Consider the following 14,302-nt stretch of genomic DNA (forward strand, 5'->3'; position numbering starts at 1 on the left):
TGCTAGCTTACAAGTTGCGCCGCTACTTTTCGGTGGCGCGCCATTAAGGCTTGGGTATCCACGCCTATAATTTCGCCTTCTCGCACACGCCATTTGCCACCTACCATCACATGTTCCGCTTTTTCAGCCCCACACAAAAGCAGTGCGGAAATGGGGTCGTGGCTGCCACTGAAGCGTAATTCGTCAAGTTTGAAAAATGCAAAGTCAGCTTGTTTACCCAGCGCAATTTCACCTATGTCGGTTCGCCCAATCAGTGACGCAGAACCTTTTGTCGCCCATCCCAGCACTTTTTCCGGCGTGATTTTTTCAGCACCGTATTTTAGACGTTGAAGGTAAAGCGCCTGGCGCGCTTCATACATCATATTAGACGCGTCATTAGATGCTGAGCCGTCAACGCCTAAGCCAATGGGGGAGCCCGCATCAATTAATTCAAGGGTTGGACACATACCAGACGCTAAGCGCATGTTTGAAACAGGGCAATGACAAATACCGGTACCCGCAGCTCCGAGCCGTTGAATTTCGTCTTGGTTAAAATGAATGCCATGGGCAAGCCAGGTTCTATCGCTTAACCAGCCTACACTTTCTAAGTAGTCGACCGTGCGCATACCAAACATTTTTAAACAGAAATTTTCCTCGTCTAAGGTTTCTGCTAAGTGGGTATGTAATCGCACATCCTCCGCTTCAGCCAGTTTAGCGCTATCAGCCATAATTTCCCGGGTAACGGAAAAAGGGGAGCATGGGGCGAGCGCTATTTGCATCCAAGCGCCTTCACCCCGTTGGTGATAGGTTTTAATGAGTCGTTCGCTGTCTTTTAATATTTCATCACCGGTTTGTACCGTATGACGAGGGGGCAGCCCGCCTTCATCTTCCCCTAAGCTCATAGAGCCGCGAGTTAATAAAGCTCGCATGCCCATGCGTTTTACGCTATCGACTTGTACATCTATGGCGTCTTCCATTCCTGTGGGGAAAAGGTAGTGATGATCGGTGGTGGTGGTACACCCAGATAGCAACAACTCGGCCAGAGCAACGTCACAGGCTAACGATAAGGCCTCAGGCGTCAGCTTTGCCCAAACAGGGTAAAGGGTTTTAAGCCATGGAAAAAGTGGCTGGTTTACCACAGGAGCCCAGGCACGTGTTAGCGTTTGGTAAAAGTGATGATGAGTATTGATTAAGCCAGGAAGCATAACCAAATCTGAAGCATCTTCTATAACATCAACGTGAGAGTTAGGCTGCTTGCCTAGCGCGACTAACTCTATAATTTTATCATTTTGAATAACCACACCACCGCGAGCGTCTTCTTGATTCGCAGTAAAAATAGCTTGTGGGTTTTTTATCCAACAGGTAGTAGGCATAACTTGGCTCCATAACATTCGTTTAAGTTGCCAGCTCAGTTATGCCCTGTCTGCTGATCCAGGGATCGCGAATGCGATAATTCATTATGCTAAAACATTTAAAGGGCAAAATAAAGTCTGCCAATAGGGTAGAAATTAAGTCAGGTGATACTCATCTAATTGCGCAGCATAATGCGCAATATCACCAATCTCTTTTTCTACCCACCCGTTGTTATAATAGGTATCTTGATATCGCGCGCCGCTATCACACATTAAGGTTACCACCGAACCGGTTTGGCCTTCTTCACTCATGCGTTTTGCAATGTTTAATGCGCCCCACAAGTTTGTACCCGTGGATGGCCCAGCTTTTATACCTATTTTTGTCGCCAACCATTTCATCGCAGCGACACTCGCGGCATCAGGGACTTTTATCATGTGGTCAATCACATCTGCTTGAAAAGACGCTTCTACCTTTGGACGACCAATCCCTTCTATTTTACTGCCTCTGTCTGCGGTAATGGTAAGGTCGTTTTGCGTATAGCTTTGAAAAAACACAGAGTGCTCGGGGTCGACAACAGTTAACGTAGTGGGTAAACCTTTATAGCGAATATAGCGACCAATGGTGGCTGAGGTGCCCCCTGTGCCAGCGCCCATAACAACCGCATGGGGGATAGGGTGGGGCTCAGCACGCATCTGGTCAAATATGCTTTCGGCAATATTATTGTTGCCTCGCCAATCGGTGGCTCGCTCGGCGTACATAAATTGGTCCATAAAATACCCATTTTTAGCACGCGCGATGGAAATGGCTTCGTCATGCATTTGGGTGGAGCAGTCGACGAAATGGCATTGTCCACCGAATTGTTCAATGAGAGAGATTTTACTTTGCGCCGTTGAGCGGGGCATAACAGCAATGAAAGGAACGCCAATCATACGCGCGAAGTAGGCCTCTGAAACTGCGGTACTGCCCGACGAAGCCTCTACAATGATGGTATCTTGTTTGATTTTGCCATTGCACAGTGCATACAAAAATAACGAGCGTGCCAGCCTATGTTTTAAGCTACCTGTAGGGTGGGTGCTCTCATCTTTGAGGTAAAGATCGACGCCAGGTATTTTCACTCTGTCTAGTTTAATTAAATGCGTATCTGCTGAGCGTTGATAATCGGCGTTTATTTTACTTATTGCTTGTGAAGTCCACGACACCATGACAATGAATCCAACGAGAAAAACGAGGTTATAGAATATCAGTATTCCTGCGTCTTTTTTCAAAAATTACAAAAAAAGCAAGCTGCTTATCACGGCGATTTTCGGGACTATTTACGCAAACCTTGCGACCTGAAGCAGGCAAACCCATCAAATACTTGCTATGGTGGATTTTTAATTTTTAGCTTTGCAGAACAGTGACATGAAAACCCTAATTATTGGCTTGAGTTTAGCGTCGTTCGTTGCCTCTTTTACCACCCTAGCCCAAACACTCAAAGTGGCTACCTTCAATGTAAGTATGGAGTCTACAAACTACACGTCGCTGGGCATGGCACCGAGTGATAAAGTGTTAGCGCAGGTGTTGTCATCGAAAGATAACCTGCAGGTGCGTAATATTGCGGAGATAATTCAACGGGTCAACCCAGATATCCTGTTGCTCAACGAGTTTGACTATATTGCCGACAAATCTAAAGGCATAGATGCTTTTGTTAAGCATTTTCTCAATGTGCCGCAGGCAGGCCAAGGGGCTGTAGATTATCCATACACCTATGTGGCCGCTGTTAATACTGGTGTGCCCACTGAGTTTGATTTAGACAACAACGGTAAGGCAGAGAAGTTCGGTGGTGATGCATACGGATATGGGCTTTACCCAGGCCAATACGGGATGGCAATTCTTTCTAAATACCCTATTGAATACGAGCAAATTCGAACCTTCCAGATGTTCAAGTGGCACCATATGCCCAATGCGCAAATTCCCGTTTTACCTGCTGAAGATGGCAGTATTGAAAATGGCGAACCTTGGTACAGCGAGGAAGAGTGGACGTCGTTGAGGTTAAGTTCAAAGTCTCATTGGGATGTACCTGTGAAGGTGAATGGCAGCTTGGTTCATGTGCTTGCAATGCATCCCACGCCGCCCAACTTTGATGGGGAAGAAGATAGAAACGGCAAGAGAAATCACGACGAAATTCGTTTAATGGCAGATTACTTAACGCCGGGTACGGGCAGCTACATCTACGATGACGCTGGGCACAAGGCGTCGTTGCCAAAGAACACGCGCTTTGTACTGGTGGGAGACTTTAACGCCGCTGATATTGGCGATAAACACCGACCCGATGTAATAGAACAGCTAACAGAAAGCCCCTATGTGAATAATAGACTAATCCCCACCAGTGAAGGCGGCGCTGCATTATCTGAACAAGATTATAGCCGTCGATTTACAGCTTATTGGGGGGCAAGGGCTGATTATGTATTGCCATCCACTTATGGGTTTAACGTGCAAGACGCAGGCGTATTTTGGCCACCAAGTGATAGCCCACTTTACCGGCTGGTGAAAGATAGAAACGCCAGTTCAGATCACAGGATGGTATGGGTGACGCTTGAGGTGTTAGAAAGCGAAGATCACAACGAATAGTATATCGCTTTAACCTGCGCATCTTCTTCAATTTTTCACAGGGTGAAGATGCGCACCTATTTCTGGCCGCCTATCTACAGCGCTTTTAATGCCTTAATGATATCATCAGGCTCTGAACGGGTACGGTAATCCACGTCAACGTATCGCCAGATAATTTCGCCACTTTTATTTAAAATGAAAGTGGCAGGTATAGGCAAAATGGTGGCGTTACCATTATTAATTTCTTGCAAGTCGAGACCGCGATCAACGCGCATGTGTTCAAGAAGAAAGTCGGGAACCTGCCAAGCTACGCCATAACTAGCAGCAACATCAGCGCCTTGGTCAGACAATACAGTGAAAGGTAAGGTGCTCATCTCTTCTTTGCTGAGCGTGCCATCTGGCCGTTCTGGGCTAATAGCAATCAGCGTTGCACCCAAAGCGGTAATCTCGTTCATGCGCTGTTTAAGGGCATTCAATTGTAAATTGCAATAAGGGCACCAACTTCCGCGATAAAAGGTGAGTACCACTGGGCCTTTGCTTAAGCAGTCGCTCAGTGACACCTTATCATCCGCTGGCGAAGGCAGGGTAAACAGCGGCGCTTTTTCGCCTACCTTTAATGCTGACTCACCTTGCTGTAACGCTTTCGAGTTAGCTATTTCTTTGTCGACGCCAGCCATAAAGTCAGGGTTATTCTTTCTGCCTGCTTCAACTTTTGCTTGCGTTTGTGCTTTTAGAGATGTCATTGTTTTTTAATTGCTCCTGAGTTCGTGTGTGAGGATCATTACTTCCGCTTTAGTGAGCATTAGCGCTAAATCGGTACCTCACGTTACAGAGAAAGGGAGTATTCACGTTTGAGGCAAATAGCATGATTAAAAATATTGTACGTTATATACAAAGCATATTGGGGGCTTTAATCGCCATCTTTGTGTGCTTTGCCGTACTCGATTTCTTGTGGCTTGGCGTTATTGCCGACAGTTGGTATCAGAGCGAAATGGCCCCTTTGCTTAGAAGCCAATTTATTACCTGGCCTTGGCTTGTCTTTTACTTAATGTACGGGGGCGTGGTGTTCGTGTTGGCGGTTGTAGCTAACCGAGACAAATCACTACTTTACGCAGGTATTGATGGGGCACTTTTAGGTTTAGCAAGTTATGGCGCTTATAACCTAACGGCGTACAGCATTATTGAAGGCTTTACCTTGTTTATTATGACCATTGATTGGGCGTGGGGAACCTGCCTAACCAGCGCAAGCGCTATGGCTGGCTGGTTAGGGTTTCAGGCCTTTAAGGAAAAGAGTAGCGAATAATGCGTTTTAATACGCTTGCATACTGCTTCCAAAAACCGCCCGTGTTGTAGTGCATGCCGTGCTCTTTAAATACGGCTTGTACTTTAGGGGCCATTTCCCTATATCGTTTGGCGGGAATATCGGGAAATAAATGGTGTTCTATCTGAAAGCTTAAATGCCCTGTCAGAACGTGAAATAAATTACCCCCCTGAATATTTGAGGAGCCCAGCGCTTGACGATAGTACCACTGACCACGAGTTTCGTTTTTGCAGTCCTCTTCTTTAAAGGTTTCTACATCGCCGGTAAAGTGACCACAAAAGATGATGGTTGAAGTCCATAGATTGCGCAGCAAATTGGCAATAAGATTGCCCGACAACACCCACAAAAACAGCGGGCCAGCCAGCAAAGGGAAGAGTACATAATCTTTTACCAGCTGGCGCGCACCTTTACTGAAAAAGCGTTTTTTGAGTTCGCTGTGCGTAACTTGGTTTTTACGATTATCTTTTTTCTTACCAAAGAACACGCGCTCTGCGGCCATTTCGTGATACGACACCCCCCACTGAAACAATACACTTAGCACAATATAGGTGGCGAACTGCCATACGTTTTTTACTCGCCATCTAAAATCGTTGGACAAGCGAAGCAAGCCGTAGCCAAAGTCTCTATCTTTACCAATAATATTGGTGTAGGTGTGATGCTCGTAGTTGTGCACCCGATTCCAGCTTGCCCCATCACAGGCTATATCCCACTCGTAGCCCTTTGAGTTGATATGTTTGTCGTTCATCCAGTCGTATTGACCGTGCATCACGTTGTGGCCAATTTCCATGTTATCCAGTATTTTTGCTGTGGCTAAACTGAGTACGCCAACGACCCACAGTAGCGGCTGTATGAACCCCAGCATTATTAATATACGGCCACTCCATTCACAAATACGCTGAATGAGAATAATACGTCGAATATAGGCAGCATCTTCAGCGCCAATTTTGCCCTTCACTTCCGACTTAATTGCATCAAGCTGGGCTTCTAGCTTGTTGTAGTCGGGTTTACTTACGCTAGGCGAAGGGATGGTTGCTTGATGTAATTGCGCGTCACTTTGACTAGACGCTTCTTGCAATGTCTCCGTGTTTATTGAGACGCGAGTGTTCATAGTTGAATCTCCAAATCGGTTACGGCCTGCGATACACACAGCTGAATGAGTTGCTCGGCGCTATCGGAAAGCTCGCCAGTGCGGGTATCGCGCACTACACCACGCTTTTTCACACACTGGCACTGATGACAAATGCCCATACCGCAGCCATACGTTACAGGCTGTTTGGCTTGTTGAAGTTGTGAAAGCAGGGTTTCTTGATTGTTTACCGCTAAGGGTTGTCCGTTGTGAACTAAAGAAAAGGTTTCTTTTTCGCTCAGACTGCCTGTGGTCACAGTGGGCAGGGCAGCAAAATGTTCGCTGAGTAAGGGGGCCTCTGCCAGTTTCGCGACTTTCTGTACCTGTTCGTACATGGCATGAGGGCCGCACACCAACCAGTGAGCATGAGCAAAGTGCGAAAGATGAGCCTCAACCTGACCATCTTGTTGCCGAGTGAGCAATGCATAGGTAAAGCGATTGTCCCGTTTTTGAAGCGCTGATAATTGGCCGAGCAATACGTGTTCGTTAGGTTTGGCAAAATAAAGCAGGTGGACAGGCGCGCTGCTTAATTGTTTATTTTCAATGGCGTCTTCAAGCATGGCGATAAACGGCGTTATGCCAGAGCCACCGGCAACCATAAGTACGGGTTTACCGGTATTAGGTAATGTGAAGTTGCCCTTAGGGGCTGAAATATTCACCCAAGTAGTAGGCTTAGCTGAGGAAAGATAGGGGGTAAGTGCGCCTTCGTTACTCACCTTGGTGATAAGCCGAATTTTTTTCGTTTTGCGGTGAAAGCTTGCACCGCAAGCGACGGTAAATACACGGGTAGTTAGCCTACCATTCACTTCAATGGTTAGCGCAACATGTTGCCCTGCAATATGACTAGGCCACGCTTTCTCGGGTTTTAGAATAACTTCCAGCATGTCAGATCTTAGGTTTCTGACCGCTTCAATTTGTGCTCTGAAATAGCCATCTCGCCACGCAGGCCTAAATTGCTGCATAAGCACTTCCCAGTATCCCCTCCATGAACCGTGATGGAGAAAGCGATGCGCCAAATTATCGAGTAATAGTTTCAACGGAGACATCACACCTATAAATGTTTCGAACCAAACTTTTTAATAATAAAAAGGTAAATTAGTTTAAGCGTACAAGTGTACGCTCATTCAGCGCACAAGTGTAAGCTTAATTTTTCTCCCGTCAAGTGGATAGAAGAAAAAGTCGTACAACTTAGGGGAGGCGATAAGGAAAAGGGGCGCATTTCTCCAGACGGTAGAGGCGCTTAGCTTTTATTAATGGGTAAGGAACGTTTTAACCGTTGCGAGGCGGGGAGCGCGGGCATTAAGTTACATTCGTTACGCTTTATAATAAAAAAGAAAAATTCCGTATTTAAGAAAGTGTTCGCGAGCATTCATTTATAGGATATTGAACCTTCTGCTTTTTCGTGCAAAAGTTAACATCATTGTTGTGTGATATACGGAAATATGCCGTTTTGCATACAGGAATTTTTCCGCACACTAAGTTGTTATGCCCTCTTGGAAAACGAATGTCTTCGAAAAGCAATTTCATATTAATGGCTGAATACAATAAATGGATGAACGCATCTATCTATTCTGCTGCGTCGAATTTAAGCTCAGAGGAACTTGCCAAGGATAGAGGGGCTTTCTTTGGTTCTATCATTGGTACACTCAATCATATCTTGGTGGCAGATATAATTTGGCTTAAACGTTTTGCCACTCATTCTAAAACTTTTACTGCATTAGATTCGTTAGCATCGAAGCCTAAACCTGAAAAACTAGACTCACTTCTGTTCTCAGAACTCGCCCTGCTTAAACAAGAAAGGGTAAGTCTGGACAACACAATCTTGAATTTTGTTAATCAGCTTTCCGAGGGCATTTTAGCAAGTAACCTAAACTATCAAAATATGAGAGGCGTCTCGTATTCAAAATGCTTCGCACATCTACTGCTGCATTTCTTTAATCATCAAACTCATCATCGTGGACAGGTGTCTACACTGTTGTCACAACTTAGTGTAGATTTAGGCGTCACGGATTTGCTGGTTAAAATATCCAACGCGCAAAGGGCATAACAAGCCACTAAAGGCGCTCGCGCTGCTCGCTGGGACGCCAATACATGGGCTGCGTCACTTCGTTCCTAATTTTAGCCCATGTATTATCGCCCCTTAGTGGGGTGTTATGTGCCAAGTGGACAGTTATGAATCCAGTCTCTTTTTTAGAAAAGCTTCGCGAACAATATATTGCTACTGAAGATGACGACTTGCTTTTCACCAACAAAGAATGTGCTCTTGGTAGCACTATTTATCGGTTGAATTGCTGGAAGGATTTTCATGGCAAAGATAGCGTTGTTGTTTTTGAACTGAAGGAAAAAGGGTGGCTAATCTCTACGAGTACCTGTTTAGGCATTCGATACTCCGAAACACTAGGCCTTTTGCTTTTAAGTGAACAACAATTGTGGGATATAGGTATTCCCTAGCATGGCACCTAACAAAAAAATTAAGTCACTCACTCCGTTCGCTGGGACGCATACATACGGGGCGGCTTCGCCATTATGCCCCACATGCCTGCGCCCCTTATTTAAAAGTTAGCCACTTCAAGGATACATACGAGAAAGTTCATGGAATATTTAACCGATTGGAAGTTTTGGTCAGCATTTATAGCACTGATTGCTCTAGTGCTATCTCAGTTGCCGCCAATACATATTTTAATACGTCGTCCTAAACTTGAACTGGAGGCATATCAACGGATATTTATAAACCATAAAATTGGTAGTCCTAATTTACAATGCCATTTAATTATCAGAAATGCCGGTCGAGGTACCATTCGAATCAAAGGTATTCAGTGCTGTATAAAACGAGATGGGAAAGAAGTTATGTCTTTTCCAGCCCAAAATTACATTGTAAAGCCTAGTGAAAATCAATGGGTTTTGTTCACAGGCTTTGAACTTAATCCACTAGAAGAATGGTCACATACGCTACAATTTTTTAATTTCGCTGAGCGCGAAGACGAAAAGTTGTATCAACAGTCTGAAATCAATTTAAAAAACGAGATCGCTAGAATAATAGAAGAAAAAGGAGAGAAGTTTTTTGCAATTGCCAGCGATTCAGCGATAAAGCCATTTCTAGATATGTTTGAAAAGCACTTCTGCTGGCTACCCGGTGATTACTCAATGGAGATTTCGGTGATCACTAATAACCCAAAAGTAACAGCTATAGCATCTTACCGGTTCACACTTTTTGAGTCGCAATCAGAAACACTAAAAGAGCACAAATTGGGTTACCCAAGTGGCGCTGCAATTTATTGGGAGTCTCAGAACTATATAGGTCAATGGATAAATATCGAGGAAAAAAGCGGCTAACAAACCACTCAAGGCTCTCGCTTTGCTCGCTGGGACGCTAACACATGGGCTGCGTCACTTCGTTCCTAATTTTAGCCCATGTATTATCGCCCCTTAGTGGGGCGTTATACGACATGGTTAACTCAACCTTATGAACCAGCTTTCTAAGTTTCTTACAATTGTAGTAAGTACTCTTAGCTTAATCAGTTTTTGCCAACAGGTCTTTGATATAGGTTTGTCAGGCGTATTTGCCAACGTAGTTGAGTATTATCGCTTTGTCATCAACGAGGTTCTTGGAATATTTAGAATTACACTTCCACAATCCTTATTAGATTTATGGACGCTGTCTTTTCTTGGAGCTGCTGCATATGTCAAAAGCGATAATATAGAGGGTAGCCGCTTATTGCGTGACGTAGATACGAGAAAGTTTATTCGTCATTGGAAAATAATTTACTTTTTCTGTCTAGGAATCTCATTTTTTGGGCTAGGTATTTTGTTGACGATTATTTATCCATTAACATATGTAGATGAATTGCAGTCTGAGCCTGCAAATTTAATTAGGTCTTCAGCAAGAAATGTGATTTTTATAGTACTTGGTTTATTTGTGTTTTTTGTATTAAATGCATACGCGCCATCCCTGTGAATGCCGTATAACAAACACATTAAGCCGCTCGCAGGCTCGCTGGGACAGTAACACGTGGGCTCTGTCGCTTCGCTCGGATTTTAGCCCTCGCGTTACTGCCCCTTATGTGGGTGTTAGAATGCGTCAGCCTAAACTGCGCTTGGCTTAATACAAATATCAGTTCAACCGCCCTCACCTGTTGTTCCCAATATCGCCCTGGCTTTCGGTGGTTTTAACTTCGCCGCTTTAAATTCAAAGGTTGCGCAATAGGCGCTTTACCGCCAAGTTCTCATTTTCATCCATCAAGCACCATTGCACTTGGTATCTCAAATGGCGGCTTGCTTCAGTCAAATATCAAAAACATTTGTGCACAGTCGTTTTGCTTGTTTGTGTTAACAATCAATCGTATGCTGCCTTCAACAGTTTTTAAAAAGACCAAAGGAACTGGCTCTGCTTATAACAAGGCGCTTAAGACCACTCCCTTCGGTCGCTCGGACGCATTTACGCGGGGCGGCTTCGCCATTATGCCCCACGTAACTGCGCCGCTTAGCTTAATGTTAGGTGCTAAAGGTAACAATGATAAGACTTTTGTTTTCTCTACTTCTTTTTACTAGTCACCTTTGTGCAAGCGATGATCCCCAGAATTTTTGGCGTTTGAATATCTATGATAATAGTGGTCAACTTACCTCTAATGCTGTTATTAATCTTACTAAAACTCCAGCTAATGCGTGTTTAGATGGCAAATGGTTTCAAGTGAAGGTGCTAGAGTTTAACGCAATGGAAGCTGAAACTTTTCCTTTCACTAACCAACTTTCATATAGATTTGATGGCAACAAAATACTTTTAGGTAGAAATAATAGATGCGATTCCTATGCTCAATTAGCAGGAGAACTGAATGGCAATACTATATCTGGTAGTTATTTTTCGTTTGGCTTAGGTTGGTCAAAAGACCTCGGGACATTTAGCATGTCTAAGGTTGATATTTAGTCGCACCTAACAAACCAAGTAAGCGGGACAATAACACGTGGGCTCCCGTCACTTCGTTCCGTATATTAGCCCACGTATTATTGCCCCTTATTGGGGGGGGTAGTAGCCATATGAAAATGGAGACAGCAGTGGAAATAGATGAAGATAAAATCGATGAAGCGGCACTTGCTCTGTTTTACCTTACTCTTCATGACAAGTTTGGTAGGGCTTGGAAACAAATAGATTGGAGTATCACCGATCGGCTTTATGAAAAAGGATATATTCACGATCCTGTTGGCAAATCTAAGTCTGTTGTTTTAACTGAAGAAGGTCTTGCCAAATCAGAAGAACTTTTCAAAAAGTTATTCGTCAAAAGTGAGTGAGCGTTGTGCGCATTTTAGCTGTTACTCTAGGATGTATTAGCGTGGCAACTAACAAGCCAATAAACGCACTCACTGCGTTCGCTGGGACGCATACACGCGGGGCGGCTTCGCCATTATGCCCCACGTATCTGCGCCCCTTAGCTTAAAGTTATGTCCTAGGAGAAGAGATGGAACCCGATTTCTCTAAATACAACTTGGAAGAACTTCAAGAAATTAAAGAGGCCCTGGATAAAGATAAATATCCTGAAAAGTATTCACGGCTCTTAGACGCAATTGCAAAGCATCCTTCCTCACCTATTCAAGCCAAAACGCAAGAGTCAGATTATGCTTTGCGTTCTCTATTTAAAGAGTATAAAAAAGAAAAATATCACATCTGGAAACTTTTTCGCGGTGTGCTTGTAATGTTTATCTCATTTAGGGTTATGCAATATTTTGAGTGGTCTACAAATCAACAAATTGTAGGTGCAGTGATCATCTTAATTGCTTATGCTTCTATACTTATCGCGATCAATGAATACCAATTCAAAAAGTTCAAGGATGGTTTTGAGAAACGGACATAACGAAACGCTCAAGTCGCAACCCGCTCCGCGGGCAAGAGGTTCTCGTAGTGGCAAGGTCGTTCGCGTTGCTTTATATTTTTGTTGTACTCTTTTTCCAGCAATAGTTATCGTGCTTCTACAGAGCATTGCGGAGTACAGTGTCATTCTTAGCAATATCAGTTTCATTTTGTTCTGTTGTGCAAGTGTGTATGGTTTTGTCCTTCCAATATTTTCAGGCTACAAAATTGAGCGGGTTAAAAGTACACGCACCTAACAAAAAAATTAAGTCACTCACTTCGTTCGCTGGGACGCATACACGTGGGCTGCTTCGCATTATAGCCCACGCGTCTGCGCCCCTTATTTAAAAGTTATAAGCCAAAAGGAATTTGAATTTGCTCTTCGATTGGTTCAGCTCTGAAAAGCCAAATGTATACTTGGGTTCATTGGCTGTAGTTAATGACAGCAACCTATCTAAAATAGAGTCGTTCTTTTCTATAACTGGAAATTCACTACAGGATCATATGCGCAAAAAACTCGAAGAGATCTTTTGCCTCCATAGTATTTCCAACATTACTGAGCCCAAGAAATCTGACATTGCCTTGGATGTCGTTATAGTTACGCTGCATGGTGGCGAGGCTTTCACCGTAAACCTTGGAACGTCTGGCATACCAATATTTTGGCGCCCAAAAATCAAGTTGGTTTCGCGCCTATATAATATTAAACACGGCAAGACAGTTAAAACCTTCAGTGTTTCTAAATCTGTGACATGGCGCGAATTCATTGCAAAGCAATTTAGCCTCAAAGGACTATTCCGCTGGGGACCTCTTTACCATAATGAGGACATGGAAATCTTGCTTTATCAGGCATGCCTTGAGTTAATAGATAAAATGCGCAAGGCTATTTAAACAGTGGCTTATAACAAACAAATTATGTCACTCGCTGCCGCTCGCTGGGACGCAAACACGTGCGCGGCTTCGCCATTATTGCACACGTGTTTGCGCCCCATATTTGGAAGTTAAGTCTCACGGAGGAGTAATATGAAAAATTTATATCTCATTGTCTTTTTATGCCTAACAAGTAACTTTTCTTTTGCTAAAGATGATTACTTCAGTCTGCGTCAAGAGCTAAATCAGATGATGGAACTGGATCAAAGTACATTACACGGTAAAACTGATAGGGATTTCGAAAAACTTCGCGTAGAGCAAGCTAATAGAATCGAAGAAATTGTTACTGAATTTGGCTGGCCCACTGTCGATATGGTCGGAAAAGATGCTTCGCAGGCTGCATGGATAATTGTTCAACATGCCGACTACGACAAAGAGTTTCAGGACAGAATGCTTAAAATCATGCGCCCTTTAGCGTTAGAAGGAAAGATTGATCCTGCTAACTACGCATATCTTTATGATAGGACTCATCGCCCACAGCTTTACGGAACTCAAGGCAAATGTGATGGCACTGATTTCACACCATTTCCTATTCAGGACATTGAAGATATTGATAATAGAAGGCGTGAAATGAAAATGACTACAGCCCAAGCCTATTGGAATATGGCATCAGAGAGAATGTGTGGTCGTAAGTGAGACTTAACAACACGCTCAAGCCACTCCCTTCGGTCGCTGGGACGCCTATACGCGGGGCGGCTTCGCCATTATGCCCCACGTATCTGCGCCCCTTAGCTTAAAGTTATAACTCTAGGAGAGTTTTTTGAAACAGAGATTCAATAAACAGACTTTAATTCGTTGGAAGGTCTATATAGACCGTTCAAAAATGTATATTGGTTATATTCAGTTCTTACTTATCATATTTGTATTCATTAACTCCCTCGAAGACAACCCTGTTAGCCAGTTTGTTGTGAACCGTCCTCTGTTAGCAGTCCCTTTAATTCTAACTCTATTTGTAGTTTGCTCATTGATTCTTGGTTATTTGGATTCCAAGCTTGGATTTCGCGAAGAAGAAATAAGAAACCATGCCCATTCAAATCCGGTGTTACGTAAAATTCAACTATCCATAGATGAGCTTAGTGTTAAAGTAGATAAAATAGACAAAGACCGCGGCAATGGTAACAACGAGTTATAACAAACAACTGTAGTCGTGCGCTGGCGCTCACTGGGA

At 43.8% G+C, this 14,302-nt stretch carries 17 protein-coding genes; 12 read left to right on the plus strand and 5 right to left on the minus strand.

The features are described 5' to 3' along the window. Nucleotides 1–2: 2 nt before the first annotated feature. Both EP13_RS05540 and EP13_RS05545 read right to left on the minus strand, forming a co-directional pair. The gene (locus EP13_RS05540; protein WP_044056425.1) at nucleotides 3–1,352 is read right to left on the minus strand and encodes an 8-oxoguanine deaminase; all 1,350 of its coding nucleotides are present in this window, start codon (nucleotides 1,350–1,352) and stop codon (nucleotides 3–5) included. A gap of 135 nt (nucleotides 1,353–1,487) precedes the next feature. Beyond that, nucleotides 1,488–2,534 carry a PLP-dependent cysteine synthase family protein gene (locus EP13_RS05545; protein WP_044056426.1) on the minus strand — a complete coding sequence of 349 codons (1,047 nt, stop codon included), beginning with the start codon at nucleotides 2,532–2,534 and terminating at the stop codon, nucleotides 1,488–1,490. Nucleotides 2,535–2,733: 199 nt separating this feature from the next. Here EP13_RS05545 and EP13_RS05550 point away from each other — a divergent pair, with 199 nt between their 5' ends. Next, the gene (locus EP13_RS05550) at nucleotides 2,734–3,942 is read left to right on the plus strand and encodes an endonuclease/exonuclease/phosphatase family protein (RefSeq protein WP_044056427.1); all 1,209 of its coding nucleotides are present in this window, start codon (nucleotides 2,734–2,736) and stop codon (nucleotides 3,940–3,942) included. A gap of 74 nt (nucleotides 3,943–4,016) precedes the next feature. Here EP13_RS05550 and EP13_RS05555 read toward each other — a convergent pair whose 3' ends face one another. Beyond that, a complete protein-coding gene (locus EP13_RS05555; protein ID WP_044056428.1) occupies nucleotides 4,017–4,664 on the minus strand; it encodes a peroxiredoxin-like family protein in 648 nt (215 codons plus the stop codon). Nucleotides 4,665–4,786: 122 nt separating this feature from the next. Here EP13_RS05555 and EP13_RS05560 point away from each other — a divergent pair, with 122 nt between their 5' ends. After that, nucleotides 4,787–5,224: a DUF2177 family protein gene (locus tag EP13_RS05560; RefSeq protein WP_044056429.1), complete on the plus strand. Its 438-nt coding sequence runs from the start codon at nucleotides 4,787–4,789 to the stop codon at nucleotides 5,222–5,224. Here EP13_RS05560 and EP13_RS05565 read toward each other — a convergent pair. After that, complete coding sequence (locus EP13_RS05565) at nucleotides 5,202–6,350, minus strand: fatty acid desaturase family protein (RefSeq protein WP_081869447.1); 1,149 nt, start codon at nucleotides 6,348–6,350, stop codon at nucleotides 5,202–5,204. The two genes, EP13_RS05560 and EP13_RS05565, sit on opposite strands and share 23 nt — an antisense overlap. Further along, on the minus strand, nucleotides 6,347–7,414 hold the full coding sequence (locus EP13_RS05570; protein WP_231497927.1) for a flavin reductase family protein: 1,068 nt from the start codon (nucleotides 7,412–7,414) through the stop codon (nucleotides 6,347–6,349). The genes EP13_RS05565 and EP13_RS05570 overlap by 4 nt, the downstream gene beginning before the upstream one ends. A 458-nt stretch (nucleotides 7,415–7,872) precedes the next feature. Between EP13_RS05570 and EP13_RS05575 the strand changes: the two genes are divergently transcribed. From EP13_RS05575 to EP13_RS05620, 10 genes are all read left to right on the plus strand, one after another. Continuing rightward, entirely contained in the window at nucleotides 7,873–8,415 is a 543-nt protein-coding gene (locus EP13_RS05575) for a DinB family protein (RefSeq protein WP_044056431.1), read from the plus strand. Between the two features lie 125 nt (nucleotides 8,416–8,540). After that, nucleotides 8,541–8,819 carry a hypothetical protein gene (locus tag EP13_RS05580; protein ID WP_156026730.1) on the plus strand — a complete coding sequence of 93 codons (279 nt, stop codon included), beginning with the start codon at nucleotides 8,541–8,543 and terminating at the stop codon, nucleotides 8,817–8,819. 141 nt (nucleotides 8,820–8,960) lie between these two features. Next, nucleotides 8,961–9,701 carry a hypothetical protein gene (locus EP13_RS05585; protein WP_044056433.1) on the plus strand — a complete coding sequence of 247 codons (741 nt, stop codon included), beginning with the start codon at nucleotides 8,961–8,963 and terminating at the stop codon, nucleotides 9,699–9,701. Between the two features lie 130 nt (nucleotides 9,702–9,831). Then, the gene (locus EP13_RS05590) at nucleotides 9,832–10,323 is read left to right on the plus strand and encodes a hypothetical protein (protein ID WP_044056434.1); all 492 of its coding nucleotides are present in this window, start codon (nucleotides 9,832–9,834) and stop codon (nucleotides 10,321–10,323) included. 555 nt (nucleotides 10,324–10,878) lie between these two features. Further along, nucleotides 10,879–11,289 carry a hypothetical protein gene (locus tag EP13_RS05595; RefSeq protein ID WP_044056435.1) on the plus strand — a complete coding sequence of 137 codons (411 nt, stop codon included), beginning with the start codon at nucleotides 10,879–10,881 and terminating at the stop codon, nucleotides 11,287–11,289. A 128-nt stretch (nucleotides 11,290–11,417) separates the two neighbouring features. Continuing rightward, a complete protein-coding gene (locus EP13_RS05600) occupies nucleotides 11,418–11,651 on the plus strand; it encodes a DUF6429 family protein (RefSeq protein ID WP_044056436.1) in 234 nt (77 codons plus the stop codon). Between the two features lie 167 nt (nucleotides 11,652–11,818). Further along, nucleotides 11,819–12,211, plus strand: coding sequence for a hypothetical protein (locus EP13_RS05605; protein ID WP_044056437.1), 393 nt, complete (start codon nucleotides 11,819–11,821; stop codon nucleotides 12,209–12,211). A gap of 371 nt (nucleotides 12,212–12,582) precedes the next feature. Next, nucleotides 12,583–13,095 (plus strand): hypothetical protein, encoded by a 513-nt coding sequence (locus EP13_RS05610; RefSeq protein ID WP_044056438.1) that lies wholly within the window; start codon nucleotides 12,583–12,585, stop codon nucleotides 13,093–13,095. 132 nt (nucleotides 13,096–13,227) lie between these two features. Continuing rightward, nucleotides 13,228–13,770 carry a DUF6624 domain-containing protein gene (locus EP13_RS18865; protein ID WP_052364295.1) on the plus strand — a complete coding sequence of 181 codons (543 nt, stop codon included), beginning with the start codon at nucleotides 13,228–13,230 and terminating at the stop codon, nucleotides 13,768–13,770. A gap of 124 nt (nucleotides 13,771–13,894) precedes the next feature. Then, nucleotides 13,895–14,266 carry a hypothetical protein gene (locus EP13_RS05620; RefSeq protein ID WP_044056440.1) on the plus strand — a complete coding sequence of 124 codons (372 nt, stop codon included), beginning with the start codon at nucleotides 13,895–13,897 and terminating at the stop codon, nucleotides 14,264–14,266. The last annotated feature ends 36 nt before the right edge of the window (nucleotides 14,267–14,302 follow it).

Origin of the sequence: Alteromonas australica, assembly GCF_000730385.1 — a bacterium.
Classification (GTDB): Bacteria; Pseudomonadota; Gammaproteobacteria; order Enterobacterales; family Alteromonadaceae; genus Alteromonas; species Alteromonas australica.